The 24,888-nt window shown below is 62.2% G+C and carries 21 protein-coding genes and 1 tRNA gene; 8 read left to right on the forward strand and 14 right to left on the reverse strand.

The features are described from left to right. Positions 1-101 precede the first annotated feature (101 nt). The 3 genes from ACQ4WL_RS04520 to ACQ4WL_RS04530 all read right to left on the reverse strand — a co-directional run bounded on the left by ACQ4WL_RS04520 (position 102) and on the right by ACQ4WL_RS04530 (position 2,606). Positions 102-1,421 carry an RsmB/NOP family class I SAM-dependent RNA methyltransferase gene (locus ACQ4WL_RS04520; protein ID WP_436508381.1) on the reverse strand — a complete coding sequence of 440 codons (1,320 nt, stop codon included), beginning with the start codon at positions 1,419-1,421 and terminating at the stop codon, positions 102-104. 21 nt (positions 1,422-1,442) lie between these two features. Further along, positions 1,443-2,051 (reverse strand): phosphoribosylglycinamide formyltransferase, encoded by a 609-nt coding sequence (purN, locus tag ACQ4WL_RS04525; protein WP_436508382.1) that lies wholly within the window; start codon positions 2,049-2,051, stop codon positions 1,443-1,445. 156 nt (positions 2,052-2,207) lie between these two features. Continuing rightward, positions 2,208-2,606 (reverse strand): barstar family protein, encoded by a 399-nt coding sequence (locus ACQ4WL_RS04530; RefSeq protein WP_071075771.1) that lies wholly within the window; start codon positions 2,604-2,606, stop codon positions 2,208-2,210. Positions 2,607-3,007: 401 nt separating this feature from the next. On the opposite strand from ACQ4WL_RS04530, the gene ACQ4WL_RS04535 reads away from it, so the two are divergent. The 5 genes from ACQ4WL_RS04535 (at position 3,008) to ACQ4WL_RS04555 (ending at position 6,995) form a co-directional block, all read left to right on the forward strand. Beyond that, a complete protein-coding gene (locus ACQ4WL_RS04535; protein ID WP_230539766.1) occupies positions 3,008-3,520 on the forward strand; it encodes a glycine zipper 2TM domain-containing protein in 513 nt (170 codons plus the stop codon). A gap of 222 nt (positions 3,521-3,742) precedes the next feature. Then, a complete protein-coding gene (locus tag ACQ4WL_RS04540) occupies positions 3,743-4,531 on the forward strand; it encodes a spermine/spermidine synthase domain-containing protein (protein WP_436508384.1) in 789 nt (262 codons plus the stop codon). Between the two features lie 47 nt (positions 4,532-4,578). After that, the gene (locus ACQ4WL_RS04545; protein WP_436508385.1) at positions 4,579-6,336 is read left to right on the forward strand and encodes a GspE/PulE family protein; all 1,758 of its coding nucleotides are present in this window, start codon (positions 4,579-4,581) and stop codon (positions 6,334-6,336) included. 68 nt (positions 6,337-6,404) lie between these two features. Continuing rightward, positions 6,405-6,480: transfer RNA gene (locus ACQ4WL_RS04550), tRNA-Lys, on the forward strand. Between the two features lie 104 nt (positions 6,481-6,584). Beyond that, positions 6,585-6,995 carry a hypothetical protein gene (locus ACQ4WL_RS04555; protein WP_436508386.1) on the forward strand — a complete coding sequence of 137 codons (411 nt, stop codon included), beginning with the start codon at positions 6,585-6,587 and terminating at the stop codon, positions 6,993-6,995. Between the two features lie 14 nt (positions 6,996-7,009). Here ACQ4WL_RS04555 and ACQ4WL_RS04560 read toward each other — a convergent pair whose 3' ends face one another. Both ACQ4WL_RS04560 and ACQ4WL_RS04565 read right to left on the reverse strand, forming a co-directional pair. After that, a complete protein-coding gene (locus ACQ4WL_RS04560) occupies positions 7,010-7,513 on the reverse strand; it encodes a hypothetical protein (RefSeq protein WP_436508387.1) in 504 nt (167 codons plus the stop codon). A 3-nt stretch (positions 7,514-7,516) separates the two neighbouring features. Next, positions 7,517-8,563 (reverse strand): lysozyme inhibitor LprI family protein, encoded by a 1,047-nt coding sequence (locus tag ACQ4WL_RS04565; RefSeq protein WP_436508388.1) that lies wholly within the window; start codon positions 8,561-8,563, stop codon positions 7,517-7,519. Positions 8,564-8,737: 174 nt separating this feature from the next. Here ACQ4WL_RS04565 and ACQ4WL_RS04570 point away from each other — a divergent pair, with 174 nt between their 5' ends. Then, positions 8,738-10,906, forward strand: a complete 2,169-nt coding sequence (locus ACQ4WL_RS04570; RefSeq protein WP_436508389.1) for a prolyl oligopeptidase family serine peptidase — start codon at positions 8,738-8,740, stop codon at positions 10,904-10,906. Positions 10,907-11,095: 189 nt separating this feature from the next. Here ACQ4WL_RS04570 and ACQ4WL_RS04575 read toward each other — a convergent pair whose 3' ends face one another. From ACQ4WL_RS04575 to ACQ4WL_RS04590, 4 genes are all read right to left on the reverse strand, one after another. Beyond that, on the reverse strand, positions 11,096-11,827 hold the full coding sequence (locus ACQ4WL_RS04575) for a BON domain-containing protein (RefSeq protein ID WP_436508390.1): 732 nt from the start codon (positions 11,825-11,827) through the stop codon (positions 11,096-11,098). A gap of 104 nt (positions 11,828-11,931) precedes the next feature. Next, complete coding sequence (locus tag ACQ4WL_RS04580) at positions 11,932-12,636, reverse strand: hypothetical protein (protein WP_436508391.1); 705 nt, start codon at positions 12,634-12,636, stop codon at positions 11,932-11,934. 151 nt (positions 12,637-12,787) lie between these two features. Further along, a complete protein-coding gene (locus ACQ4WL_RS04585) occupies positions 12,788-14,527 on the reverse strand; it encodes a dipeptidyl-peptidase 3 family protein (RefSeq protein ID WP_436508392.1) in 1,740 nt (579 codons plus the stop codon). A gap of 109 nt (positions 14,528-14,636) precedes the next feature. Further along, entirely contained in the window at positions 14,637-15,236 is a 600-nt protein-coding gene (locus tag ACQ4WL_RS04590) for a short chain dehydrogenase (protein WP_436508393.1), read from the reverse strand. A 112-nt stretch (positions 15,237-15,348) separates the two neighbouring features. Here ACQ4WL_RS04590 and ACQ4WL_RS04595 point away from each other — a divergent pair, with 112 nt between their 5' ends. Then, on the forward strand, positions 15,349-16,266 hold the full coding sequence (locus ACQ4WL_RS04595; RefSeq protein WP_436508394.1) for a LysR family transcriptional regulator: 918 nt from the start codon (positions 15,349-15,351) through the stop codon (positions 16,264-16,266). 9 nt (positions 16,267-16,275) lie between these two features. Here the strand turns inward: ACQ4WL_RS04595 and ACQ4WL_RS04600 are convergent, their stop codons facing one another. From ACQ4WL_RS04600 to ACQ4WL_RS04610, 3 genes are read right to left on the reverse strand one after another with little or no spacing between them, the layout of a single operon-like run. Beyond that, positions 16,276-17,754, reverse strand: coding sequence for an efflux transporter outer membrane subunit (locus ACQ4WL_RS04600; protein ID WP_436508395.1), 1,479 nt, complete (start codon positions 17,752-17,754; stop codon positions 16,276-16,278). A 50-nt stretch (positions 17,755-17,804) separates the two neighbouring features. After that, positions 17,805-19,403, reverse strand: coding sequence for a DHA2 family efflux MFS transporter permease subunit (locus tag ACQ4WL_RS04605; RefSeq protein ID WP_436508396.1), 1,599 nt, complete (start codon positions 19,401-19,403; stop codon positions 17,805-17,807). Positions 19,404-19,409: 6 nt separating this feature from the next. Further along, positions 19,410-20,618 carry an HlyD family secretion protein gene (locus ACQ4WL_RS04610; RefSeq protein WP_436508397.1) on the reverse strand — a complete coding sequence of 403 codons (1,209 nt, stop codon included), beginning with the start codon at positions 20,616-20,618 and terminating at the stop codon, positions 19,410-19,412. A 144-nt stretch (positions 20,619-20,762) separates the two neighbouring features. Here ACQ4WL_RS04610 and ACQ4WL_RS04615 point away from each other — a divergent pair, with 144 nt between their 5' ends. Beyond that, positions 20,763-21,479 carry a TetR/AcrR family transcriptional regulator gene (locus ACQ4WL_RS04615; RefSeq protein WP_436508398.1) on the forward strand — a complete coding sequence of 239 codons (717 nt, stop codon included), beginning with the start codon at positions 20,763-20,765 and terminating at the stop codon, positions 21,477-21,479. A 23-nt stretch (positions 21,480-21,502) separates the two neighbouring features. Here the strand turns inward: ACQ4WL_RS04615 and ACQ4WL_RS04620 are convergent, their stop codons facing one another. Further along, positions 21,503-22,672 (reverse strand): hypothetical protein, encoded by a 1,170-nt coding sequence (locus tag ACQ4WL_RS04620; protein WP_436508399.1) that lies wholly within the window; start codon positions 22,670-22,672, stop codon positions 21,503-21,505. Positions 22,673-23,099: 427 nt separating this feature from the next. After that, positions 23,100-24,881: a dihydrolipoyl dehydrogenase gene (gene lpdA, locus ACQ4WL_RS04625; protein ID WP_436508400.1), complete on the reverse strand. Its 1,782-nt coding sequence runs from the start codon at positions 24,879-24,881 to the stop codon at positions 23,100-23,102. Positions 24,882-24,888 lie beyond the last annotated feature (7 nt).

Raw genomic sequence — 24,888 nt, forward strand, 5'->3', positions numbered from 1 at the left:
GGCTGGAGGGTGGGACGGCTGGGCGGTGTGCCCATGCCGCCAGGCGGGCTGGCGGCATTGATAGCCGCCACTGCAGGGTGCAGCGGCGGCCCGTGACAGGCTTATTCGGCTTGTTCAGCGTCAACGTCGTCGGCCGGTTTCTCATCGGCGTAAACTTTTTTCGGCATGATCTTGCGCTCGAAGACGGCGGCAAAGAAGCCGTCGGTATGGTGCAGGTGCGGCAACAATTTCAGGTAATCGCCCATTTCCAGCTCGATCTTCTGTTCGGCCAGCACCTTGTTCATCGGCACCAGGGTGAAGTCCGGATGCGCCGCCAGGAATTGCTCGGCGATAAAATCGTTTTCTTCGTTCAGGAAGCTGCAGGTGGCGTACACCAGACGGCCGCCGCCCTTGACCAGGCGCGCCGCGCCGGCCAGGATGGCTGCCTGCTTGGCTTGCAGTTCGACGATGGAGTTCGGCTGCTGGCGCCATTTCACGTCGGGATTGCGGCGCAGGGTGCCCAGGCCGCTGCACGGGGCATCGACCAGCACGCGGTCGATCTTGCCGGCCAGGCGCTTGATCTTGGCATCGCGCTCATGCGCGATCTGCACCGGGTGCACGTTCGACAGGCCGCTGCGGGCCATGCGCGGCTTCAGCTTGGCCAGCCGCTTTTCCGACACGTCAAACGCATACAAACGGCCCGTGTTGCGCATCAGCGCGCCCAATGCGAGCGTCTTGCCGCCCGCGCCGGCACAGAAATCGACCACCATCTCGCCGCGCTTGGCGCCGACGATCTGCGACAGGATCTGGCTGCCTTCATCTTGCACTTCGATGGCGCCACTCTGGAACAAAGGCATGTTTTGCAGCGAAGGCTTCTTGATCACGCGCAAACCCAGCGGCGCATAGGGCGTCGGGGTACTGAGGATCGGTGCTTCGGCCAGGGCCAGCATCACGTCCTCACGCGTGGCCTTGAGCGAGTTGACGCGCAAGTCCAGCGGCGCCGGCGCGTTCAACGCATCGGCCAGCTTCACGGTTTCCGCTTCGCCGAACTGGGCGATCAGCTTGTCGAACAACCAGGTCGGCATGTTGGCGCGCATGTTCGCCGGCATCAGGCTGCGGTCGATCTGCGTGATGCGTTCCAGCCATTCGACTTCTTCTTCCGTCAAGCCGCCCAGGGAGTCGGCGCCGACCGCTTCGGCCAGGCCGAGGATGGTCAGGCGGCGCATGGTCGGGCCACTGCCCGCTTCGGCGAAATCAGTAAAGAACGATTTGTTGCGCAGCACGGCATAAATGCCTTCGGCGATGGCGCCGCGTTCGCGCGAACCGAGGCGCGGATGGTCGCGGAAATAGCGCGACAGGGTGGTGTCGGCCGGGGCCGTGAAACGTAAAATTTCGCGCAATACTTCTTCAGCATTGGCAAGTATCGCTGGTGGCAATCTCATTGTTATTCTTCCTGTAATATTTTATTGAGGGTCCACGCGGACTTGGCCATGCTCGACTGACAGTTTATCGTCAATGAACAGGCGGATGGCGCGCGGGTAAAGCAGATGTTCCTGTACCAGCACGCGCGCCGATAAGCTGTCTTCTGTGTCGCCTGGCAAGACCGGCACCACGGCGCTCACCACGGCCGGGCCATGATCGAGCTCGGCAGTCACGAAATGCACGGTCGCGCCGTGTTCGGTCACACCAGCCTCGAGCGCCTGGCGGTGCGTCGCCATGCCCGGGAACAGCGGCAGCAGGGACGGGTGGATATTGAGCATGCGCCCCGCGTAATGCTCGACGAAGGGCGGCGTCAGGATGCGCATGAAACCGGCCAGCACGACCAGGTCGGGGGCGAAGCCGTCGATCACGGCTTGCAGCGCCGCATCAAACTGCTCGCGGCTGGCATAATCCTTGTTGGCAACGACTGCCGTCGCTATCCCATGTTCCGCGGCAAAAATCAATCCCTGGGCGTCGGCCCGGTTACTGATGACGGCGGCAATACGGGCTGGCCATTGCTCGGCTTGCGCCGCGCGTACGACCGCTTCCATGTTGCTGCCGCGTCCGGAAATGAGGATAACGATATTTTTCATAGCGCGCATTGTACCCGCTATGGCGATGCGAATCTAGAAAGGCCGGTATTATTGTTGCGGCGCAACATAGACGCCAAAGCGCCGCAGCCGCCCGGCGATGCTGATTGCCATCTGCATGGGAGGCCGGTTTGACGGCGCCGCGGCAAGAGTAAGTATTTACTCGAACGAATAGAAGACGCGGAACGGCACTTTCTTCTCGGCCCAGTAGTCAGCCGCGTCGCGGAATACGTCGAGCAGGATCTCGCGCGCTTCCTTGTCGAATTTTTGCGTATTTGGCAATTGTTCGAGCACCACCAGGAAGCCTGTTTGCGTGCCGGCCTTGTGCATGGTATCCGTCAGGCACAGGCGCAAGGCATCGAAATTCTTCGCCAGGTTTTTCGGAAACAGGAATGCTTCTGCAATAATGCCGATGACTTGTTGTTTGGTCTGTCCAGCGTTGCAATGCGCATATAAAAAGTGCTGCCCGAGACGGATCGCCTCGTCTTGTAACTCGGTCACGCGAAAGGCACGGATGGACTGGACAAGGTTGGGCGGCACGGTTAGTAACAAACTCATTTTTCCCTCAAATCGACCTGTTATGTATGGATTTGTTTTAGCTGCTCTTCTTATTGCATCCCCGCACGCGGGTCAATGCGCGCGCGGTGATTCGATCTGTATCCACTTTTATGCGATTCAGTGCGATTTTATATAAGCCATACGCGTATTAGGGTAACGTGTTGTCCTGCATGAATCAACCCGAATATGATGTCAAACGCAAGATTTGTTACAAACCGCTGGTTTCAAGTCACTTCAACATCTTGTATCGATTGAAAGTGCATGTTACAGACTGTGGGGCAAGGGGCTTGGGCTGTTACATTTTGTTGCCATGCGAAACACTTGTCCCGGTCTGGCGGGATTACTATAGTCCCAAGTTGTAAAAAATACCCTGAAAGATTCTCTACATAATGAGGTTACAAATGAACTTGCAAGCCAAATTGATGATGTCAGCCCTCTGTATCGGCGCATTGCCACTCGCTCAGGCCGCCGACTTTGAAGATTTCGGCAAGGTCGTGCGCGTCGTGCCGCAAGTGGAACAGATCAATCGTCCACGCCAGGAATGCCGCACGGAATACGTGCAAGTGCAGGCGCCGCCGCAACAGCGCAGCGCTGGCGGCTCCATCGTCGGCGGTATCGCCGGCGCCCTGCTCGGTAGCCAGGTCGGTGGCGGCAATGGCCGCACGGCCGCCGCCGCTGCTGGCGCAATTGCCGGCGCCGTCGTCGGCGACCGTGTCGACAATCAGAACAACTACCAGGGTGGCATGCAGGAACAAGCCGTCAAGCAATGCCGCCAGGTCGACCACTGGGAATCGCGCAACAACGGCTACCAGGTCACCTACGATTACCGCGGGCGCAATTACACGAGCATCATGTCCTACGATCCAGGCGAGCGCGTCCGTCTGCGCGTCTCCATCGAGCCCGCACAGCAGTAACGCTTGACATAAGCTGCTGCGCGTCGGCATAGGCGGCCTGCGATGCTCACCGTGCTCAAGCACGGTTGCGCTTCTCGGCCACCTCTGCCTTCCGCTCGCGACGCTTCTGTCAGGCGTTGTTACTCAGTATTAAAATGCCGGCCCCATGTCGTTCTCATGGGGCCGGCATTTTTTATGGCGCCACGGCACGGGCTATAATGCGGCACACTTTCAGGCCGCCTTATGCTTATCAAACGAAAATCCATCGAACAAGTCGAATCCTCGCGCCCCGCGCGCAAGCCCCGCTACGCCCCTGTCACCCTGTCCGAAATGGATGGCGTGCGCTATCTGCATTTCGGCACGGAATGGGTGCAGGGCGCCATGCGCATCCGCAAGCCGGACTGGCCGGAGCTCGAATACGCGCAGCAGATGATGGCGTGGATGCTGTGGATCGAGCAACCGCAGCGCCTGGCCCAACTGGGTCTGGGCACGGCCGCGCTGACCAAGTTCTGCTACCGCCAGTTCCCGCAGGCACAAGTGGAAGCCATCGAACTCAATCCCTCCGTCATCACCATCTGCGCCTCGATGTTCAAGCTGCCGCTCAACGACGAGCGCCTGCACGTGCGCGAGATGGATGCGCTCGACTACGTCAACGACGAGGCCAACCATGGCACCCTGGACGCCCTGCAGGTGGACCTGTACGACGCCACGGCGCGCGGTCCCGTGCTCGACAGCGCGGATTTTTATTCCGCCTGCTGCGCCTGCCTGGCGCCGCACGGCATCATGACGGTCAACCTGTTTGGCGACCATCCCAGCTACGCGAAGAACATCAAGGCGATGAAGTTTGCGTTTGCACAGGTGATCTGCCTGCCGGAAGTCCATGATGGGAACGTGGTGGCGATCGCTTTCAAGACGAAAGTGGCACTCGGTGCCGAGGCGCAAGCCACCCTGCTCGAGCGCGCCAAGCAGATCGTCACCGAGACCAAGCTGCCCGCCAAGACCTGGGTCAAGGGCATCGTCAGCACCCTGTAAGCGCCGGCACACCCACGCAAGGCCGGCAGCCCTGAAAGGCACCGGCCATGCCCGCTTCCCCTCCTCCCTCTCCCGACACGCCGCTGCAACTGCCGCAACTGCTGGCCTGGCTGCAGGAAGACGGCTTGCTCGACGCGGCGCAAGCTGCCGCCATCGTCGTCCAGGCCGCCCTGCTGCCGGCGCCACCCTTGCATCCGCTGTGCAACATCGCCCACGGTGCGCTGACGCTCGACAGCCTGTGCGCGTGGCTGGCGCAACGCGCAAGCCTGCCGTACATGCGCATCGATCCCTTGCACATCGATTTCAGCCAGGTCGCCGACGTCATGACGGCCGGCTATGCGGCCCGCTTCAACATCCTGCCGGTGGAAAGCACACTGGAGCGCATCGTCATCGCCACCGCCCAGCCCTACGCGCTGGCTTGGCAGGCGCAGCTGGGGAACCTGGCGCCACGCAAGCTGAGCCTGGTCATTGCCAATCCGCTGCACATCGCCGACGCCATCGCGCAATTTTTCAGCCTGGCCAGTTCCGTCAAAGTGGCCCGGCAAGCGTCCACGCAAGACCTGGCGCTGCGCCACAATTTCGAACAGCTGGTGGAACTGGGGCGCAACAAGACCAGCCTCGATGCCAACGACCAGCACGTGGTGCGCATCGTCGACTGGCTGTGGCAATACGCGTTTGCCCAGCGCGCGTCCGACATCCATTTGGAACCGAAGCGCGACGCGGGCCTCGTGCGCCTGCGCATCGATGGCCGCCTGCACCAGGCCTATCAATTGCCGCCCGTGGTGCTGCTGGCCATGACGGCGCGCATCAAGTTGCTTGGGCGCATGGACGTGGTGGAAAAGCGCCGCCCCCAGGATGGCCGCATCAAGACGCGCAATGCGCAGGGGCAGGAAATCGAGCTGCGCCTGTCAACCTTGCCCACGGCCTTCGGCGAAAAGCTCGTCATGCGCATCTTCGACCCGGAAATCGCCATCAAGAGCCTGTTTGATCTGGGCTTTCCGCCCGCGGACGCCGAACGCTGGCGGCAGCTGACAACGCGCACGCACGGCATCGTACTGGTCACGGGCCCCACCGGTTCGGGCAAGACCAGCACCCTGTACAGCACCTTGAAGGCGCTGGCCGGCAGCGAAGTCAATGTATGCACGGTGGAAGACCCCATTGAAATGGTCGAACCGGCCTTCAACCAGATGCAGGTGCAAACCCAGGCCGGCATCGAACTGTCGTTTGCCGATGGCGTGCGGGCGCTGATGCGGCAAGATCCCGACATCATCATGGTGGGAGAAATCCGCGACCTGGCCACGGCCGAGATGGCCATCCAGGCGGCGTTGACGGGCCATCTGGTACTGTCGACCCTGCACACCAACGACGCGCCCTCGGCCGTCATGCGCCTGCTGGAACTGGGCTTGCCCGCCTATCTGCTGGAAGCGTGCCTGATCGGCGTGCTGGCGCAGCGCCTGCTTCGCTGCCTGTGCCCGGGCTGCAAGCAGCTGGACGCCGCCACAGGCGCGGCTGCATGGCAGCGCCTGACGGGCGGCCAGCTGGAACGGCCACAGGCCACGTACCGCCCTGTCGGCTGCGCCCAGTGCCGGCACAGCGGCTACCTGGGACGTGCCGGCATTTATGAACTGCTGAGCGTGACGGAAACGTTCGGCCAGCTGGTCAAGGCGGGCGCCGACCTGCACATGCTGCGCCGCCAGAGCATCCTCGACGGCATGACGCCGCTGCGTATCGCCGGCGCGCGCAAAATCATCGACGGCACGACCAGCATCGACGAAGTGCTGAAGATCACGGCAGCCCTGCATTAGCTGGCCAGCACTTTCTCGCAGGAATGCTTTGCATTCTTTTTCAACTGATATATAATGCGGCCTCTTTCGGGTCGTTAGCTCAGCTGGTAGAGCAGCGGACTTTTAATCCGTTGGTCGCAGGTTCGAATCCCGCACGGCCTACCACGAATGCGCAGTACTAAAAAGCCCATCCTCACGGATGGGCTTTTTTCGTTTCCAGCCCTCGCGGTTATACTGGCGCTTCGTCTTGCCAGCCCTGAAAGAAATGCATGAAACTTGCCGCCACCCTCCTCCTGGCCGCCGCCTGCCTGTCCGCGCAGGTACAAGCACAAGTACAGCCACCCATCGTACTCGACGGCCAGTACAGCGCGCGTACGGACGAGATGAGCCTGCAGATCATCGGCAACCGCGTCTGCTTCGCGCCCGACAAGGCGCAGTGGGGCCGTTTGCCCAGTCCTGCCGCGACGCACGATGCGTGGTTTTGTTTCAGCAACGATGGCGAGGCGCGCCGGCTGCTGCGCGTGCCCGCGCGCCAGGCCGACAATTGCGGCTGGCAAGCGCGTGCGCGCATCGTCATCGACACCTATCAAGCGTACGTGGAGCAAGGCGACGGCAACGACATGGCGCGCCTGGCGTCGGTCATCAAGGTGGCGCAACCGAATGCCATCGCCTGCGAGTAATCAGTTCAGTTCGATCAGTCCAGTTCATACTCCTGCAGATAGCGCGCGAACAAGTCTCCATCGGCCAGCGGGCACGCAAACCCGGCGCCCCAGTCGGCCAGCAGCAACTGCTCTTTCAAGGGCAGCAGCAGCAATTGCGGCATGGCGTCGCTGCACCACAAATCCACCACGATGCCGTCGTCACCCAGGCCGGCAAACAAGGTTTCCGTTTTCTCGCCGCCAAAGGCCAGCACGTTCTTGCATTCCACGCGGTAAGTGCTGTAGCCCGTGTAGACGGCATCGTAGGGCGGCATGGCGTCCGCCAGCGCCAGGCGCAACTGATCGGCCGTGAGGCCCAGTGCGCGCATCTGCGACGGCGGCGCCTCGGGCACGTACATCTGCGTCCAGCCCGCGCCGCTGCGGTGTGCATCGGCGAACGCCTGCTGCTCGCCCATCTGCGTCAAACAGTGCTGCAAGTTATCGAGCGGCAACAGTTCGATCATGCAAAAATCGTCTTCGTGGTAATACGCTTCGCGCATGGCTTAATTCTCCAGCAAATCTTGCAGTTGCGCATTACGCCGCGCCGTCAGCCGGCCGGCCCAGGTGTCGCTGGTGACGGCGGGATAGCGCACGGCGCCAAAGTTCATCCAGGCATCGCGGTACGCCAGCCACAGGCGCTGGGTGGCGCGGATGCCATCCTTGCCCACGGCGCCCGCGTACGTCTCGGCCGGCTTTTTCATGAGCTTGCCGTAGATGGCGTTGAGCTCCTTGTCGAGCGCCGCCACCTGCCCTTTGGACATGCTGGCCGGCAGCTTGCCCGCTTCGTACTCGCGCACATCCTGCGCCAGCAAATCAAGCTCGGCCGTGCGGGTGGCGATGCTCAGGGCGGCGCGCGCCGTGCCGCTCAAATCCGTTTCGTTGGCCGCGCGCGCATCGGCAAACTTGCTGGCCGCCGCCTGCAGCTTTTGCAGCGACGCTTGCGCCACGGCCGGCATGCTTGCACTGACTTTGCCTGTCGCCTGCATGCGCACTCTTTGTTTCTGGCGCGCATCGATGGCGCTGCACACGCCCATCATGTAGCCACTGGTGATGTCGTCGCACCAGTCCATCATGCCGCGTCCGCTGGCATTCATCTGCTGCAAATGTTCTATGCGTCCCTGCATCTCGGCCGGCGCCGCATCGATGCTGCACGCATACTTGAGCGCCAGCAACGGATCTTTCTGTACGCCCTGTCCATTCTGGTACAGCATCATCAGCACGGCGCTGTTTTGCGTGGCCATGGCGCAATGTCGCGCGGGACGCCAGTCGGCCGGCTTGGGCGCGGACATACTCTTGGTATCGTAATACAGGTCGCTCGCCTGGCATTGCTGCAAGGATGCCACGGCGGACGGTGCCGGCAGGTCGGCCGGCGGCGGCGCCGCATCCTTGACCTTCAGGCAAGTCGCATACCAGGCCGTGCTTTCCGCGTGGCCCACGCCCATGGCGCTGGTATTCGGGTAGGGAGCGGGCGCAGCGGCAAAGCCCGGGGCGGCCAGCAGCGCGCCCGCACCCAGCAATAGCGTTTTCAATAAGGGTAGACAAATTTTCATGTTCAAGCAGCGCCAGCGTGAGTAAAGCGGCAAGTTTAACTGATCAGCCAGGCTGCACCCGCCCGTTACACACCCGTCCCGCTTGGTAAGTAACGGTACTCAGCCTTGGCAGTGCAGGAAACGATGGGCAATAATGTTGCCCGCTGTACTTTTTTCACTTCCCGGACCACGCCCATGACCTCACCCCGTCTTCGCCGTTCCCTCGGCTCCCTGCTGATCGCAGCGGCCTGCGCCTCGCTGGCAACGACCATCCACGCCGCCGATACTACGGCGGCTATACCAGTTGCCGCCACGCAAACGCAAGCCAAACACGCCATCACGCATGAAGACGTATGGCTGATGAAACGGGTGGGCGCGCCCGTCGCCAGCCCGGATGGAAAGTGGGCCGTGTTTACCGTCGTCGACAGCGCCTACGACAGCAAGGATCAATGGTCGGACCTGTGGATCAAGTCGCTGCTTGATGACAGCGCCGCGCGCCGCCTGACCTATTCCAAGGGTGGCGAAGGCGCCGTGGCCTGGTCGCCGGACAGCCGCCAGCTGGTGTTTGTCGCCAAGCGCAACGGCGATGAAGCGGGCCAGATTTACCGCCTCGACGTGGCCGCTGGTGGCGAAGCGCAGCGCCTGACCTCGCTCACCCTGGGCGCGCGCATGCCGAAATGGAGTCCGGACGGCAAGCAATTACTGTTCGTCAGCGACATTTATCCGGGCAACAAGACGGAAAGCGATGTCAAGCAAAGCGCCAAAGAGCGCAAGGAACGCAAAGTCAGCGCCCGCTCGTATGAAACGACGGCACCCCGCTATTTCGACAAATGGCTGACCGACAAGCAAGTGCGCTTGTTCATCGTCGATGCCGACGCCGCTGCCCGAGATGAAAACACAGCGCGCGACATCCTGTCGGGCACGCAACTGGTCGCCCTGCCGGGCTTTGGCGGCGGCCAGGGCGACGAAGGGCAATCGCTGGACGCCGTCTGGACGCCCGATGGCAAGGCCATCGTCTTCAACGCCGCCACCAACCGCGACGCGGCCCAGCGCGAAGCCGTGGTCTCGCAACTGTATCTGCTGCCCGTGGCGGGCGGCGAAGCGCAGCGTTTGACGCAGGACAAACATAGCTACGCTTCCCTGAAATTTGCGGCCGACGGCAAGACCCTGTTCGCCCTCAGCGACGCGCAAACGCCTGGCAAGGTGTATGACGTGAAGCGCCTGGCCAGTTTCGCCTGGCCAATGAGCAATCCTGCGCCAACGATATTGACAGCCAAGCTGGACCGTTCGATTTCGCGCTTCGTGTTGCCCGAAGGCGGCAAGCGCGTCCTCTTCAGCTATGAACATGCGGGCCTGGAAAAACTGTACTCGATCGATGCCAGGGGCGGCGACGTGCGTGAAGAGCCATCCTTGCCAACGGGCAGCATCAATTCGCTGAGCAGCGGCGGCAAGGCTTTGGTCGGCGTGTGGGAGTCGTCCATCAACCCGCCGGAAATCTATGCCTTCAACGGCAAGCAGCCGAAACGCCTGACAGCCTTCAACACGGAGAAAGCCAGCAAGATCGACTGGCAAGCGCCCGAGCACTTCTGGTTCACCACGGCTGACGGCCGCCAGATCCACAATATGCTCATCAAGCCGGCCAACTTTGACCCGAACAAGAAATACCCGCTGTTTACCGTCATCCACGGCGGCGCGGCCAGCATGTGGCGCGACCAGTTCGTGCTGCGCTGGAACTATCATTTGCTGGCCAAGCCCGGTTATGTCGTGCTGCTGACCGACTACAAGGGTTCCACCGGCTATGGCGAGCAATTCTCGCGCTCGATTCAATTCGACCCATTGAAGGGTCCGGGCGACGAAGTCAACCAGGGCGTCGATGAAGCCATCAAGAAATACCCTTTCATCGACGGCACGAAACTGGCAGCCGGCGGCGCCAGCTATGGCGGCCACCTGGCCAACTGGCTGCAAGCGACCACCACGCGCTACAAGGCCATCGTCTCGCATGCGGGCGAAATGGACTTGATCATGCAGTGGGGCACCAGCGATGGCGGTTTCGGCCGTGAAACCAATGCGGGCGGCCCCGTTTGGTCGAACCTGCCCGTGTGGCGCGACCAAAGCCCGGTCATGCAAGCGGGCAACCATGAAAAAGGCACGGGCTTCACGACGCCCATCCTGATCACCGTGGGCGAACTCGATTACCGCGTGCCGGCCAACAATGCCTTGATGAACTTTGCCGTGCAACAACGCCTGAACGTGCCAGCGAAATTGCTCGTGTTCCCGGACGAAAACCACTGGATCTTGAAGGGCGAGAACAGCCGCTTCTTCTATAGCGAAGTAGAGGGCTGGCTGGCAAAGTATTTAAAATGAGAACACCACAGAACAGTCCATGGCGGCTTTGCATTGCCTAGTCGTACTATTCGTACTGCCTTCGGCAATGCGCCTTGCCCTGAACGTGTTCTGAGGCGTTCTTAAAAAAATGAAAAAGCCAGGCTCCGCAGGCGCGGACCTGGCTTTTTTCATGCAAGCAAGGTATCACAACGGCAGGCGCCACCTGGCCTACTTCACCTTCAAGCCATTCTTCACATCCGTCACGCCTTCCACGCCACGGGCCAGGTCGGCGGCTTTTTTCACTTGCTCTTGGGAAGGCACGAATCCGCTGAGCATGACGACGCCATTCACCGTTTCCACGTGCACATCGAGCGCTTTCAAGTCATTGTCCTTGACGAGGCCTGCCTTGATCTTGGTGGTGATGACGGAGTCTTCCACTGCCATCTTGGTGCTGCCGGCCGCATTGCGCGTCATGCAGGCAGCCTTGGCCGCCGCATCCATGGCGTCGCAGTTTTCCTTCATCGTGGCGGGGGGATTCTGCGCCACGTTGGTGCCGGCCCTGGCGCCCGTCTTGGCGTCGGCCAGCGCGGCCGTTTTCGCCGCCTTGGCATCGTTCATGCACGCGGTCTTTTCGGCGCCCGTGCGGTCGCCGCACTTGGCCTTGGCCAGGTCATACTCGGCATTGGCGACGTCCTTGCGGGCCTTGCCCAGTTCGCGCGGGGTGTTGCGGTATTGCGCCACGGCGTCCGATTCGGCCTTGGTGCGCGCCACCTTGGCTTCTTCCACGCAGACTTTTTTCGCGTTGCCGCTGTGGGCGTCGCAAGCGGCCTTGGCCTGTTTGTAGTCGGCCGTTGCCTTGTCTGTCAAGCTCTTGTACGAGGCATCCTGCGCATACGCGGGCGTGGCGGCAAGCAGGGCGCTGGCACTGGCGGCCAGCATGAGTGCGATCATTTTGTTCATGATGGTTCCTCTCTGGTTAGTTGATGCCCAGATTAGACCCCTGCCGCGCGCAAAGCTCCGTGCGACAGCACACGCTGACAGGCCATTCACATAAAAATCATCGTTTATTTGTCGCCGCTCAAGCCCTTCCGCCACAATACTTGCGCCTGTTCAAATGGTGAAGCGGCCCCAGCAAATGCGCCTTCGCCATCCGCCAGCGCCAGCCAAGCCTGCGTGGCGTGGGAACTTCCTACACCGCCGCCCGCGCCGCTACCCACCGCGCGCACGCCGCGCATCCAGGCCAGCACATCAGGGTATTGGCCAGGGTGGCGTCCATGCATCCAGGCCAGGGCCACCAAGTCCGCATAGGCCTCTTCGCGGCGCGTCTCGCGCAACTCCTGCGCCAGCGGTGTCAGCTTGCCCCGCTGCGTGCCGAGCGGCTCGATAAAGCCGCGTGGCAAGACGTGCCAGTCACCTTGTGCATAGCGCTGGCAATGGCCGATTTCATGCGCCATCATCGCTTCCATCATCAGGCCTTGGCGCGCGGGCAGTACATCTTGCAAGACACTGTCCGCCTGCGCATTGCCGCGCAGCGATAGCACCAGCTTGCAGCGCCCCGCTGCGTAGCCCAGCGCCAGCGGCACGGCACCGGGCGCATCCTGGGGCTGCACGATGATATCGATGGGCAAACCTTGCGCGCGCGCAAACGCGATGACGGGCTGGCCCGCCTGCAGCCAGCGGCTTTCCAGCTCGGTGAGCTGGGCGGCAGCCACGGCGGGCACAGGGGAAAAAACGATGAGCAAGCTCATCAGCAAGAGCGGATGTGGCATGGGATCGATGGGACGGAAGAGAAGCAACTACTGCAGAGTAAGCGGTGAAAATATTTCCACAAGGAAAAACTGGCAACTTTTCATAAATAAAGACGAAAAAAAACCGGTGCAGTGCACCGGCTTTTCACACTGACAATAGTCAAGGTCGGGTTTATTTCTTCGCAGTCATTGCTTTGTCCAGCGCGCGGGCCGTGACGAATTCCGGGCGAATATCGTTCGGCACGGCCTTCATCTTGTCGAGCGCGACCTGCACTTCAGGACGGATCACCACGTACTTGGTCATCAGGTCTTTCGCGCGCGCATAATCGCCCGTCGCCTCGATGGTCAGAAATTCACGGTCCAGGTCGATCACGGCTTGCTTGATCTTGCCAAAATCGACGCCGAACTTGCCATCGCCCAGGGAAACAAAGCCGCCCTTGTCGAGGATGTAATTCATCTGGATGGCCATGCCGCGTGCGTGCGAATCGGTCAAGCCGAAATGCAGAGTACGGAAACCGGAGGCGAGGAAAGTGTTGTACAGCTTGCGCTCGGCCGCCTCGCCCTGGCCCAGGGTATCGTTGAGTTGCCCCTTGTCCATCATGTAGCGCAGCGCAAACAGGCCCGTGATATCGGCCTTGGCTTCTTCGATGGTCGAGTATGCTTCCTTCAAATCCTGGCGCGGTGTGGATGGCTTGCCATCGACGACGGTGGCATGCGGGCCCAGGCCGTGCATGATTTCATGCGCGAGGATGTGCGTGAAGAAAGAATTGAAATCGACGTCCTGCTGCGCTTCGGGCGTGAGCACCAGTTTCGAGATGGGCGTCAGGGTGGCCTTAAACTTGGCTTCCTGCACGTTTTTCAGCATCACGCGCTTCGAGCCGCGCGCGCTGATGATGCGCTCATCATTGGGCAAGTTGTAGGCGGCCGTCTGCACGGCCATGTTGCCGTCGCCGGCGCCATACACCTGGTTGACCACCACCATGGGCGCCAGCGCGCCCACTTTCGGGTTGCGGTACTGGGCGTCGAGCGGCAGGTTGTCTTCCAGCTCCTGCATGTGTTTGGCGAAGAAGTTCAACTTTTGCGTTTCCGCCTGGTCGCGGATGTTCACGTACGCTTCGAACGCAGCCTTGTAGCCGAACAGCTCGTCGTTATACGTTTCATACGGGCCGATGGTGATGTCGACGGGCGAGTCGAGGTCCATCCAGGCGAAGTCGGATGGTAAATAGTCGTTGTCGAGGAAAGCCTTGGCGCGCAGGGTCAAAAATTTCTTCAGGGAAGCATTGTCCGTGACGGCCGCCGCCTCGTCGAGCAGCTTGGCCAATTGCTTCAGCTCCACCTTGTATTCGTCCGAATATTTGACCGTCTGGTATTTGCCATCCTTGCCCGCGCGAATCGTCGTGAAGAACCATTGCGCCTGCTGCTTGCCGTCCGGCGACAAGCCATTCATCCACGCTTCCAGGCTGGCCTTGGTGGCGCCCTGCGGATAGAAATTGCCCGCTTCCGGCTTGTGCGCGGGAATGGCGATGCCCGCATAGCTGGCCGGCATGAAGGAGGCGTGCGCGTCGAGCACCGACCATGGGCCCTTGTTGATCCAGAAATAATTCAAACGGGCCTGGCCCAGCTTTGATTTGTCCTTCTTCAAGGCCGCCCACAGGGCTTCATTGCCGGACCAGCGCTGGCGCAGCTGCAGCACGTCGACCAGCTTGGCCGCTTCGACCAGCTTGGCGATGGCCTGGCGGTCGCCCGCGGACAGATGCGTGACATCGGCGCTCAGCGCGACGGGCGCGTAGCGCGCGCTCATGGCGGTCAGTTGTTGCGCGGTGGCCGGGGTTGCTGGTGCGGCGACTGGCGTTGCGGCGCAGGTGCTGCCGACGGCGGCGGCCATCAGCAGGGGAAGCAGGAGTTTTTTCATGGGGGTCTCGGTAAGATTTTTCTCAGAAGCGGCTGGCGCGGATGGCGCGCTACCGCTTTCTTGCTCAGCCTGCGATTGTCCCACCTGCCCCCATGGCATGGCAAGCCGCTTACCAGACCCGGTACACCTGCCCCGTCTGCGCCCCTTCCACGCTGCGGCTGTAGGCAAGGGCCACGCGGCTGGCAGCGGCCGGCTCGAAGCCATAGAAGAACGGGCCATACGCGTCCAGCGATTCGGCCAGGACCGTGGGACTGACGACATTGATGCGCACGCCGCGCGCCAGTTCGATGGCGGCGCCCCGCACGAAGCCTTCCACGGCCGCATTCGTCATGCTGGCGGCCGCGCCGAAGCGGATCGGCTGCTCGGCCACGATGCCGCTGGTGAGCGTGATCGAGCCGCCGTCGTTCAGGTATTCCTGCGCCACCAGCGCCACGTTGACCTGGCCCATCAGCTTGCTGTCCAGACCCAGCTGGAATTGCTCGGGAGTAAATTCGGCCAGGGGACCGAAATGCAGCTTGCCGGCCGTGACGACGACAGCGTCGACCTTGCCGATGCGCTTGAACAGCGCGCGCACTTGCGCGATGTCACCCATGTCAGCCTGGTGCGTGCCGCTGCGGCTGCCCACTTCGATGATTTCATGGCGTTGCGCCAGTTGGGCGGCGACGGCCGTGCCGATGGTGCCGCTGGCGCCGATGATGACGATTTTCATGCTGCTTCCTTGTCTGGGGTTGAATGATGGAGCCAGTATGCGCCGCTTCCAAAAAGGAATAAATACACTAAAATTTACAAGATTACCAACCCACAATTTGCAATCAAGGCGTATGGATAAATTGCGCAGCATGGAAATCTTTGTGTGCGTCGTCGACCAGGGCAGTTTTACGGCGGCCGCCGACACCTTCCGCATCTCGCCCGTGATGGTGGGCAAGCACATCAAACAGCTGGAAGAACGGCTGGGCACGCGCTTGCTGGCGCGCACCACGCGCCGGCAAAGCCTGACGGAAATCGGCCAGCAATATGTGGAGCAGTGCCGCCAGATCCTGGCCAGCATCCACGCGGCCGAACGGGGCGCGGAAGCCATGCGCACGGCGCCGCGCGGCAAGCTGAAAATCACGGCGCCCGTGTCCTTCGGCAGCGAACGCATCGCGCCGCTAATGGCCGAATACCTGACAGCCTACCCGGACGTGAGCCTGGAATTGAATCTGAACGACAGGATGGTGGACCTGGTGGAAGAAGGGTTCGATGCAGCCATCCGCATCGGCGCACTAGAGGATTCCGGCATGGTGGCGCGGCCCTTGCGGCACTACGCGATGGTGATCTGCGCCTCACCCGACTATCTGGCCAGGCACGGCACGCCGCGCACCCCAGACGACCTGGCGCGGCACGAGTGCGTGGATTTCATGCAATGGTCACGCCACATGCGCTGGCGCCTGAGCGGCAAGGCAGCGCGCCACGATGGCGCGGCGGCCGAAAGCCGCTTCCGCTCGAACAATGGCCAGGCGCTGCGCATGGCGGCCCTGCACGGCTTCGGCATCGTCATGCAGGCGGAAATTTTACTGGCAGACGATATCGCGGCGGGCCGCCTGGTACCGCTGCTGCAAGATTACGTGCCAGCGCCGCGCCTGATGCATGTGCTGTATCCGCGCGACCGCCATCCCACGCCCAAGCTGACGACCTTCATCGATTTTCTGCTGGAACGCTACGGGCCAGCGGCGACACCGCCGCCGGCCACGCTCACGTAACCATTGTGCTTAGTTCACCTTCACAGCTGGCGCGGACGCCAGCTTGGCCAGCTCGCCGTCCGGCTGCCAGCCGGCACCGAGCGAACGGGCCACGGCAACGGTCGCCAGCAAGCGCTGGGTCTTGATCTGCGCGGCGGCGCGGTCCGCTGCCAGCGAACTGCGCTGCGCATCGGTGACGTCGAGGTAGGTCGAAATACCGCGCTCGTAGCGCGTGCGCGCCACCAGGTAGGCGCGCGCCGCCGCTGCCTGCGACAGGGCCTGGGCGTCACCCTGCAACTGGCGCTGCTCCACGTCGGACAAGGCATCTTCCACTTCGCGCAAGGCCGTCAGCAGTTTGGTTTCATGGTTCGCAACGGCTTCCGCATAGCGCGCCTTGCTCAAATCCAGGTTGGCCTGGTTGCGGCCACCGTCGAAGATCGGCAGGGACAGGGCCAGCGGACCAACACTGAACTGGCGCGAGCCGCCCTGCGCCAGGTCGCGCAGCTTTTCGGACGCGTAGCCGAAATTGCCCGTCAATTGCAGCGACGGATAAAACGCGCCTTCGGCCACGCCCACTTGCGCGTTCGCCGCGCGCAGGCCCTCCACGCTGGAAACGAGGTCCGGGCGGTGCGCCAGCAGGCTGGCCGGCAAGCCGACAGGGATGGCGGGCGGCAGCGGCAAGCTGGAAGGTTCGGCGGCCACCGGCAGTTGCAGCGCCGACGGCGGCTTGCCCGTCAGTGTGGCCAGGCTGTTTTCCAGCTGGTTGCGCTGGCGCTTGACTTCATGCAGGTCGGCCTGCGCGTTCGACAGTTCGACTTTCGCGCGCGCCAGGTCCAGCTCATTCGTCAGGCCAGCGTTGAAGCGCGCCTCGACCAGCTGCGCCGATTCGCGGCGCGTCTCCAACGCGCCATTCAAAATCGCCATTTCCGCATCCAGCCCGCGCAGCTGCCAGTAATTACTGGCCACTTGCGCCGACAGCATCAGCAGCACGCCGTCGCGGTCGGCCTGCGCCGCCAGTGCCTGCGAGTCAGCCGCTTCGACCATGCGTTTTACACGCCCCAGCAAGTCGACTTCATACGACAGCGAACCGCCCACGGAAAAATTGTTGCCGCTGATGGAACGGTTGCCCAGGGCCAGGCCCTGCGAAGTGTTGGCCGAGGTGCGCGAGTTCGAGATGCCCGTGCTGACGTTCACGCTCGGGCCCTGGTTGGCGCGCGCCGTGCCGCTTTGCGCCAGCGCCTGCAGCAATCGCTCGCCGGCCGCTTTCACGCCGGGATTGTCCTGCAGCGCGCTGTGCTCCAGGCGGTCCAGAGTCGCGTCGCCGTAGATGCTCCACCACTGCTTCGGCAGCTGCGCGGCATCCGCTGCGGCCGCGCCGTGGCGGAAAACGCCGTTATCGACGCCGGCCACATTCGCCGGCGCAGTGAAATCCTGGCCCACGGTGCCGCAGGCGGAGAGCGCCACGGCAAGGGAAGCGGCCAGCGCGATTTTCGTCAATACTGTTTGCATGATGTGTACCTTCTTGTTCTTGAGGTGCTGCACGTGCGGGCTGTGCGCGGTCAATGACCGCCGCCACCGCCACCGGGAGCTTTGAGTTTGTCGGCCAGCCACAGGGGCACGATGCAGGCCAGCAGGATGGCGCCGATCAGGAAGAAGCCATCGTTGTAGGCCATCACATACGCTTCGCGGCGCACGATGCCGTCGATCGCCTGCAAGGCCTGGTTGCCTGCCGTGACGGCGTCATAGCCCTTGGCCATGAACGACGACGTCAGCTGGTCGATGCGCAGCTGCGTGGCGCTGGAATACGCATTGATCGCTTCACCCAGGCGCTGCGAGTGGAAGTGCTCGCGGGTGCTCAGGGCCGTGGCCAGCAGGGCGATGCCGATGGAGCCGCCCAGGTTGCGCGTCATGTTGAACAGGCTCGATGCGGACGCCATGTCCTTCGGCGCGATGCCCTTCATGGCAAAGTTCGACAGGGTCAGCATGACGAAGGGCTGGCCCAGCGCGCGCACCACCTGCGACCACAGCAGCTGGTCGTAGCCGGTGGACGCATCCATGTAGGCATTCATCATGCACGAGCCGCCAAATAGCAGCAGGCCGATCGAACACAGGATGCGGTTATCCACCACGGATGACAGCTTGGCGACAAACGGCATGATGAACAGCTGCGGCAAGCCCACCCACATGATGACTTCACCGATCTGCATCGGCGAATAGCCGGCGATCTGGCCCAGGAACAGGGGCAGCAAAAAGGCCGAGCCATACAGGCCCATGCCCGTCACGGCCGACAGCACGGTGGCGACCAGAAAATTGCGCTGACCGTACAAAGCCAGGTTGACGAACGGTTCGGCGCGCGTGGTGCTGGTGACGACCCAGCCCAGAATGCCTGTCAGGGCCAGCGCGGCAAAGGCGATGATGAAACCGGAGTCGAACCAGTCCTTCGAATTGCCCTCTTCCAGGAAGATGGTCAGGCAGCCCAGGCCCAGGGCCATGAAGAAGATGCCCAGCCAGTCGGCCTTCCAGAACAGCTTCAGTTGCAGCGGCTCCTTGTCCAGGCCATAGATCATGCCGGCGATCAGCAGCACGCCCGGCACCCAGTTGATGTAGAAGATCGAAGGCCAGCCATACAGCTCGGAGAGATAGCCGCCCAGGGTCGGCCCCATGGCCGGCGCCAGGGTGGCCGTCAGACCGAAGATGGCCATGCCGACGGCGCGTTTCGACGCCGGCAGCTTGAGCATTACCAGGGTGAACGCCATGGGAATCAGCGCACCGCCCGTAAATCCTTGCAACATGCGGAAGACGATCATGCTTTCCAGGTTCCACGCCGCCCCGCACAGGGTGGAGAACAGCAGGAAGAAAGCGGTGGTGCCGATCATGTAGGTGCGCAGTCCGAACACGCGCGCCAGCAGCGCGGTGAGGGGAATGACGATGATTTCGGCCACCAGGTAGGCCGTGGAAATCCACGAGCCCTCTTCCTGGGTGGCCGACAGCGAGCCAAGGATATCCTTGAGCGAGGAATTGGTGATCTGGATGTCGAGCACCGCCATGAAGGCGCCCAGCATGCCGGCGGCGACCGCCAGCCAGGTGCGCCCGGAGACTTTCTCGTCGATCACGGGAAACGCTGGCGGCTTCGCCAGCGTGGTGGAGGGGCTGCTCATGGAAGCTTAGCGGGTGCTGGTCTGGGCGGCAGGAGCGGCAGGAGCTGCGGCGTGGCGCGCGTCCTTCTCCTGATCCGCATTGGGCTGGTTCACTTCCACTTCGGCGATCACCGACATGCCCGGCACCAGGCGACCATTCATGGCCTTGATGTCTGCCGGCTGGAAGACGATTTTCACGGGCACGCGCTGGACGATCTTGGTGAAGTTGCCGGTGGCGTTATCGGCAGGCAGCAGCGCGAACTGCGCGCCCGAGGCAGGCGCAAAGCTGTCCACGGTACCTACCAGTTTCTTGCCCGGCATGGCGTCGATGGTCACGTGCACGCTCTGGCCCCGGTGCAGGTCGGCCAATTGGGTTTCCTTGAAGTTGGCGCTGACCCAGACGTTATCCTGCACGATGGCCGTCAATTGCTGGCCAGGCTGCACGCGCATGCCCGTTTCCACATTGCGCTTGCCGATGCGGCCGGCGACGGGGGCCAGGACGCGGTTGTATTGCAGTTGCTGTTCCGCGTCCTTCAATTGCACGCGCAACACGGCCACTTGCGCCTTGGCCACGTCGCGCGCAGCTTGCGCCGCACCAATCTGCGCCTTGGCGGCCGAGGCGCTGTCGCGGCGGGCGGCCAAGTCGGCCACGGCGCTCGAGCGGGCCGCGTTGGCCGCGTCCAGTTCCGCTTTCGAGACGGCTTTCATCTGGCTCGTGTACAGCTGGCCATAGCGCTCCGCATCCTGTTTCGCGCGCAGCAATTGCGCATCGGCTTGCGCCACTTGCGCCTGGGCGGCGCTCGCTTGCGCCTGCACTTGCGCGATCTGCGCGTCCGCTTGCAGCACTTGCTGCTCGGCGCTGGCGATCTGCGCGGCGATCTGCTCGGTTTTCACGCGCTGATCGAACGGGTCGAGTTCAGCGATCACATCGCCCTCTTTCACCATTTGATTGTCGTCGATGAAAACCTTGGTGACGACGCCGGAAATGCGCGCCGAGACAGGGTGCACGTGGCCGGACACATAGGCGTTTTCCGTTTCCACGAAATAGTGGCTGCGGTACCACATGCGCGCGCCGGCGCCCAGCGCGACGAGGACGATCAGGCCGGCGATGATTTTCACGCGGTTATTCGGTGCTGCGGAGCTGGCGGAAGCGGCGGGCGCGGAAGGTGCGGCCGGGGCCGCGGGTGGGACGGCGCTCAGCACCTTGTGCTCTGCTTGGCCTGGCTGGTTGGACATACTCGCTCCGAAAATGAAATGATATAGGTTCATTATTGGGCAAAGAAAAACCAAAGTCAAGAAATGAAACGATTGCATTTCATTTTAATTTACACTACAGTGTGAGCCATCACTTACCTTCCACCTTATAAAGAGACCCAGACCATGTCCGATCCCGGCCTCAGCGATACCTTGCCCACCGATACAGAATCCGACGCCGCCCACGAGCTTTCCTGCTGCGGCAAGCCAGCCGGGCGTCCGCGCGCGGCCGACATGGAGGCGCGCATGGAAAACCTGCTGCACACGGCCGGCTGCCTGTTTCTGGAAAAGGGATATGGGAAGGTGAGCCTGGAAATGATCGCCCGCGAAGCCCATGTGGCCGTGCGCACGATTTATGTAAAGTTTGGCGGCAAGTCTGGCTTGTTCAATGCCGTGGTGGAATTGCGCCGCGCCGCCTATTTTTCGACCATGCCGGCGCTGGAAACGGATATGCGGCCCCTGCCAACCATCCTGGGCGAATTCGGCCTGCTGTTCGTGCAGCTCGTTACCATGCCGGCGGCGATCCGCCTGAATCGCATGGTGGTGGCCGAAGCGGCCACGCACCCGGAACTGGCGGAAACGTTTTACAAGGTGGGACCGGGACAGACGCGCGAGATGCTGACCAAGTTTTTCAGCCGTCCCGACATCGCGCCGCTGTTTCGCGCGGAGTTGACGCCCTCCATCCTGGCGCTACACCTGCTCAATTGCCTGCTGGGAGATCAGATGTCGCGCCTGCTGTTTCCGCCGCAGACGCAACCGGATATGGCGCAATTGCGCACCAAGGTAGCGCTCAGCCTGGACCTGTTCTTGCGCGGCACCTTGCGCCAGCCGCTCGCGAACTGACGCGGAAAGGCTGGCAACAGAGGTCAGCCGGGGCGGTCGCCCTCTTCCTGCATCACCGCTGCGGCACGCTCATCGCTCAAGCCCAGCGCACGCAGGAAAGGCTGGGCCGCTGACGTGCCATCAAGACTAAGTGAAGACTCACTTCCATCATGGCGTTCCGGGCCATAGCGCATCAGGTCGAACGAAGTTTCAAAGCGCTGCGCCAGGAAGTAGGTGCGGAAGTAATCGAAGGAAAACGCCACCTGGCCATCGACCAGCAGCAGCAAGCCATGCGCATACAGCGGCGCCAGCCAGTCCCTTGCCGCCATGTTCCAGCCCTTCACGCCGCAATAGTCGCTGGCAAAACGCTGCAGTTCGGCTTCGCCGAGAAACAGGATCTTGGCTTCGAACATCACGAACGCCAGCTCGATCAGGAATTCGCGCGCATCGGCGGCCACGCCAGCGTCCTCACGCTGCTGCGCGCCCGCCTTGCCCAGCAAGCCATCGAAATAGGCGCGTTCGCCTGCCAGCTGCGGCAGCAAGGTGGCAAACACATGCTCGGCATCCATCTGCCCCGTTTCCTGGCAATTCGGCGTGTACAGTACCGACAGGGCGAAGTTCTTGCTCACGTCGTCGAACTCGCGCAGGGAGACCTTCCACTGCGTGCCTGGCGCGTCGCCATCGGCCCCGCCCGTGCCGAACTCGAGCACGGAATACGCCGCCATCTGGCCATGCGCACCGTACAGGCTGCCGGGATTGCTCTTGAACAGGATGCCTAGCGACTTCATCAGTGAACTGGCATCACCCGTATGCTGGTGGCCGTGAAACACGGCGTGGATATTCTTGTAGTGTGCGCGCTGCTCGGCGCTGGCGTGCTCATCGGCGGAGAAAAAACTGAAGCCCGCACTGCCCAGCGCCGCCGCGGCGACACCCTGCTGTCGGCTGCCCGGCACCAGGTAGTAACGCGCGCCGGGCAAGCTGGCCGCCTGCAGCAGGGGGCGCAGGAAGTATTCGTAGACATACACGGGGGTCGTGCCGGCACAGGCGTCGGGCGCCACCAGCTGGCCCGTGAAGAAAATCGCATCGATCTGCTTGCCCGCCGCCAGGATAGCGGCCACATCCTGGCACAAGGCATGCAGCATCAAGGCTTGCTCTTGCTCATCAGCCCGACGCAAACGAACATCGGCAATATGAAGGGCGGTAAACTTTTTCATTGTTGCACTACTTTCTTAGGGCCTATCCCAGTAGGGAGCGTCTTCTGCTGGTAGTTCATCAAGAGCGCGAACAAGGCGTGAGGAGGACGCGTGGCAAGCCACGCGATGACGATCAACGCAGTCCCCGCTTCTCAGGGGCGCCGGCAGGGGATGTATTCATCTATTGGGACAGGCTCTTGGTACAGCAGAACTTGACCGCCCCACACACTGGCAACATTCCTGGAAAAATCACTCGCTGCTATTAAAGCAAAAGCAAAACATGGTGACAGACCCTCATTCTGCCACTTTTTCCATACGGAAATACTCACCAATTTTCACATCGGGCGGATTCGCCACAGCCCGTCTGAGGTTTACGCTGCCAAGATCAAGGGATATAAAAAAACCCGGGAAAACGTCCCGGGTTTTTGTACTGAAAGTTAATTCTTTATCAGCGCTTGCGCGGTGGCGGCAAGTCCGTGCACACGCCTTCGTACACTTCGGCCGCCATACCAATCGATTCACCCAGCGTCGGGTGCGGGTGGATGGTCTTGCCGATGTCGGTGCCGTCGCAGCCCATTTCGATGGCCAGCGCGATTTCGCCTATCATGTCGCCCGCATGCGTGCCGACGATGGTGCCGCCGATGATGCGGTGCGTTTCCGCATCGAACAGCAGCTTGGTGAAGCCTTCGGCGCGGCCGTTGGCCACGGCGCGGCCGGAAGCGGCCCACGGGAAGTGGCCCTTCTCGACCTTGATGCCCTTGGCTTTCGCTTCGTCTTCCGTGATGCCGGCCCATGCCACTTCCGGGTCCGTGTAGGCGACCGATGGAATCACCTTGACGTCGAAATGCGACTTCTGGCCGGCGGCAGCTTCCGCTGCCACGTGGGCTTCATGCACGGCCTTGTGCGCCAGCATCGGCTGGCCGACCAAATCGCCGATGGCGAAGATGTTCGGCACATTGGTGCGCATCTGGCTGTCGACTTCGATAAAGCCTCGGTCCGTGACGTTCACGCCGGCCTGGTCGGCGGCAATCTTCTTGCCGTTCGGGCTGCGGCCCACGGCGACGAGCACCAGGTCATAGATCTGCGGCACTGGCGCCGTGGCGCCCGCTTCAGCTGCTTCAAACGTGACCTTAATGCCTTCCGGCAACGCCTCGACGGCCACCGTCTTGGTCTTGGTCATGATGTTGTCGAAGCGTTTTTCATTGAACTTCTGCCACACCTTGACCGCATCGCGGTCAGCGCCCTGCATCAGGCCATCCATCATTTCAACCACGTCGATGCGCGCGCCGAAGGTGGAGTACACAGTGGCCATTTCCAGGCCGATGATGCCGCCGCCGATGACCAGCATGCGTTTCGGGATCTGGCGCAATTCCAGCGCGCCCGTCGAATCGACGATGCGCGGGTCTTCCGGCACGAAGGGCAGCTTCACCACGGACGAACCGGCGGCGATGATGGCTTGCTTGAACTGCACGACTTTTTTGGAGCCGTCGCCTGCCGTCACTTCGATATGGTTGGCGCTGAGGAACTGGCCCACGCCCGTCACCACTTGCGTCTTGCGCGCCTTGGCCATGCCGGCCAGGCCGCCGGTCATGTTCGAGATGACGCCTTCCTTGTACTTGCGTACCTGGTCGATATCGATGCTCGGCTTGGCAAACGTCACGCCCGTGTTGGACATGTGCGCCGTTTCATCGATGACGGAAGCGACATGCAGCAGCGCCTTCGACGGGATGCAGCCCACGTTCAGGCACACGCCGCCCAGGGTGGCGTAGCGCTCGACGATCACGGTGCTCAGGCCCAGGTCGGCCGCGCGGAACGCCGCCGAATAACCGCCAGGACCGCCGCCCAACACCATCATGTCGACATCGATGTCGACCTGGCCGCTGTAATTGCCGGCCGGGATGGCGGCGACAGCTGCCGCCGGTGCTGCAGCCGGAGCTGCCGCCGCTGGAGCTGGCGCAACGGCAGCCACTGGGGCAGCAGCCGCCGCGCCTTCAGCCGCTTCCACCACCAGCAGCGCGCTGCCTTCGGCGATCTTGTCGCCGACCTTGACCTTGATTTCCTTGACGACGCCCGCGTGGGTCGACGGAATCTCCATGCTGGCCTTGTCCGATTCGACCGTGATCAGCGACTGGTCCACCTTGATGGTGTCGCCTACCTTGACCATCAGTTCGATGACTTCGACTTCCTTGAAGTCGCCGATATTCGGTACTTTTACCTCTACTGTGCTCATCAATCGC

It is taken from the genome of Janthinobacterium kochi, from assembly GCF_051380715.1.
GTDB lineage: Bacteria > Pseudomonadota > Gammaproteobacteria > Burkholderiales > Burkholderiaceae_D > Janthinobacterium.

What these genes read in the sequence shown, in the direction of transcription:
- ACQ4WL_RS04520 (WP_436508381.1), bottom strand. Translation starts at nt 1,421, where the DNA reads ATGAGATTGCCACCAGCGATACTTGCCAATGCTGAAGAAGTATTGCGC.
- purN (WP_436508382.1), bottom strand. Translation starts at nt 2,051, where the DNA reads ATGAAAAATATCGTTATCCTCATTTCCGGACGCGGCAGCAACATGGAA.
- ACQ4WL_RS04530 (WP_071075771.1), bottom strand. Translation starts at nt 2,606, where the DNA reads ATGAGTTTGTTACTAACCGTGCCGCCCAACCTTGTCCAGTCCATCCGT.
- ACQ4WL_RS04535 (WP_230539766.1), top strand. Translation starts at nt 3,008, where the DNA reads ATGAACTTGCAAGCCAAATTGATGATGTCAGCCCTCTGTATCGGCGCA.
- ACQ4WL_RS04540 (WP_436508384.1), top strand. Translation starts at nt 3,743, where the DNA reads ATGCTTATCAAACGAAAATCCATCGAACAAGTCGAATCCTCGCGCCCC.
- ACQ4WL_RS04545 (WP_436508385.1), top strand. Translation starts at nt 4,579, where the DNA reads ATGCCCGCTTCCCCTCCTCCCTCTCCCGACACGCCGCTGCAACTGCCG.
- ACQ4WL_RS04555 (WP_436508386.1), top strand. Translation starts at nt 6,585, where the DNA reads ATGAAACTTGCCGCCACCCTCCTCCTGGCCGCCGCCTGCCTGTCCGCG.
- ACQ4WL_RS04560 (WP_436508387.1), bottom strand. Translation starts at nt 7,513, where the DNA reads ATGCGCGAAGCGTATTACCACGAAGACGATTTTTGCATGATCGAACTG.
- ACQ4WL_RS04565 (WP_436508388.1), bottom strand. Translation starts at nt 8,563, where the DNA reads ATGAAAATTTGTCTACCCTTATTGAAAACGCTATTGCTGGGTGCGGGC.
- ACQ4WL_RS04570 (WP_436508389.1), top strand. Translation starts at nt 8,738, where the DNA reads ATGACCTCACCCCGTCTTCGCCGTTCCCTCGGCTCCCTGCTGATCGCA.
- ACQ4WL_RS04575 (WP_436508390.1), bottom strand. Translation starts at nt 11,827, where the DNA reads ATGAACAAAATGATCGCACTCATGCTGGCCGCCAGTGCCAGCGCCCTG.
- ACQ4WL_RS04580 (WP_436508391.1), bottom strand. Translation starts at nt 12,636, where the DNA reads ATGCCACATCCGCTCTTGCTGATGAGCTTGCTCATCGTTTTTTCCCCT.
- ACQ4WL_RS04585 (WP_436508392.1), bottom strand. Translation starts at nt 14,527, where the DNA reads ATGAAAAAACTCCTGCTTCCCCTGCTGATGGCCGCCGCCGTCGGCAGC.
- ACQ4WL_RS04590 (WP_436508393.1), bottom strand. Translation starts at nt 15,236, where the DNA reads ATGAAAATCGTCATCATCGGCGCCAGCGGCACCATCGGCACGGCCGTC.
- ACQ4WL_RS04595 (WP_436508394.1), top strand. Translation starts at nt 15,349, where the DNA reads ATGGATAAATTGCGCAGCATGGAAATCTTTGTGTGCGTCGTCGACCAG.
- ACQ4WL_RS04600 (WP_436508395.1), bottom strand. Translation starts at nt 17,754, where the DNA reads ATGCAAACAGTATTGACGAAAATCGCGCTGGCCGCTTCCCTTGCCGTG.
- ACQ4WL_RS04605 (WP_436508396.1), bottom strand. Translation starts at nt 19,403, where the DNA reads ATGAGCAGCCCCTCCACCACGCTGGCGAAGCCGCCAGCGTTTCCCGTG.
- ACQ4WL_RS04610 (WP_436508397.1), bottom strand. Translation starts at nt 20,618, where the DNA reads ATGTCCAACCAGCCAGGCCAAGCAGAGCACAAGGTGCTGAGCGCCGTC.
- ACQ4WL_RS04615 (WP_436508398.1), top strand. Translation starts at nt 20,763, where the DNA reads ATGTCCGATCCCGGCCTCAGCGATACCTTGCCCACCGATACAGAATCC.
- ACQ4WL_RS04620 (WP_436508399.1), bottom strand. Translation starts at nt 22,672, where the DNA reads ATGAAAAAGTTTACCGCCCTTCATATTGCCGATGTTCGTTTGCGTCGG.
- lpdA (WP_436508400.1), bottom strand. Translation starts at nt 24,881, where the DNA reads ATGAGCACAGTAGAGGTAAAAGTACCGAATATCGGCGACTTCAAGGAA.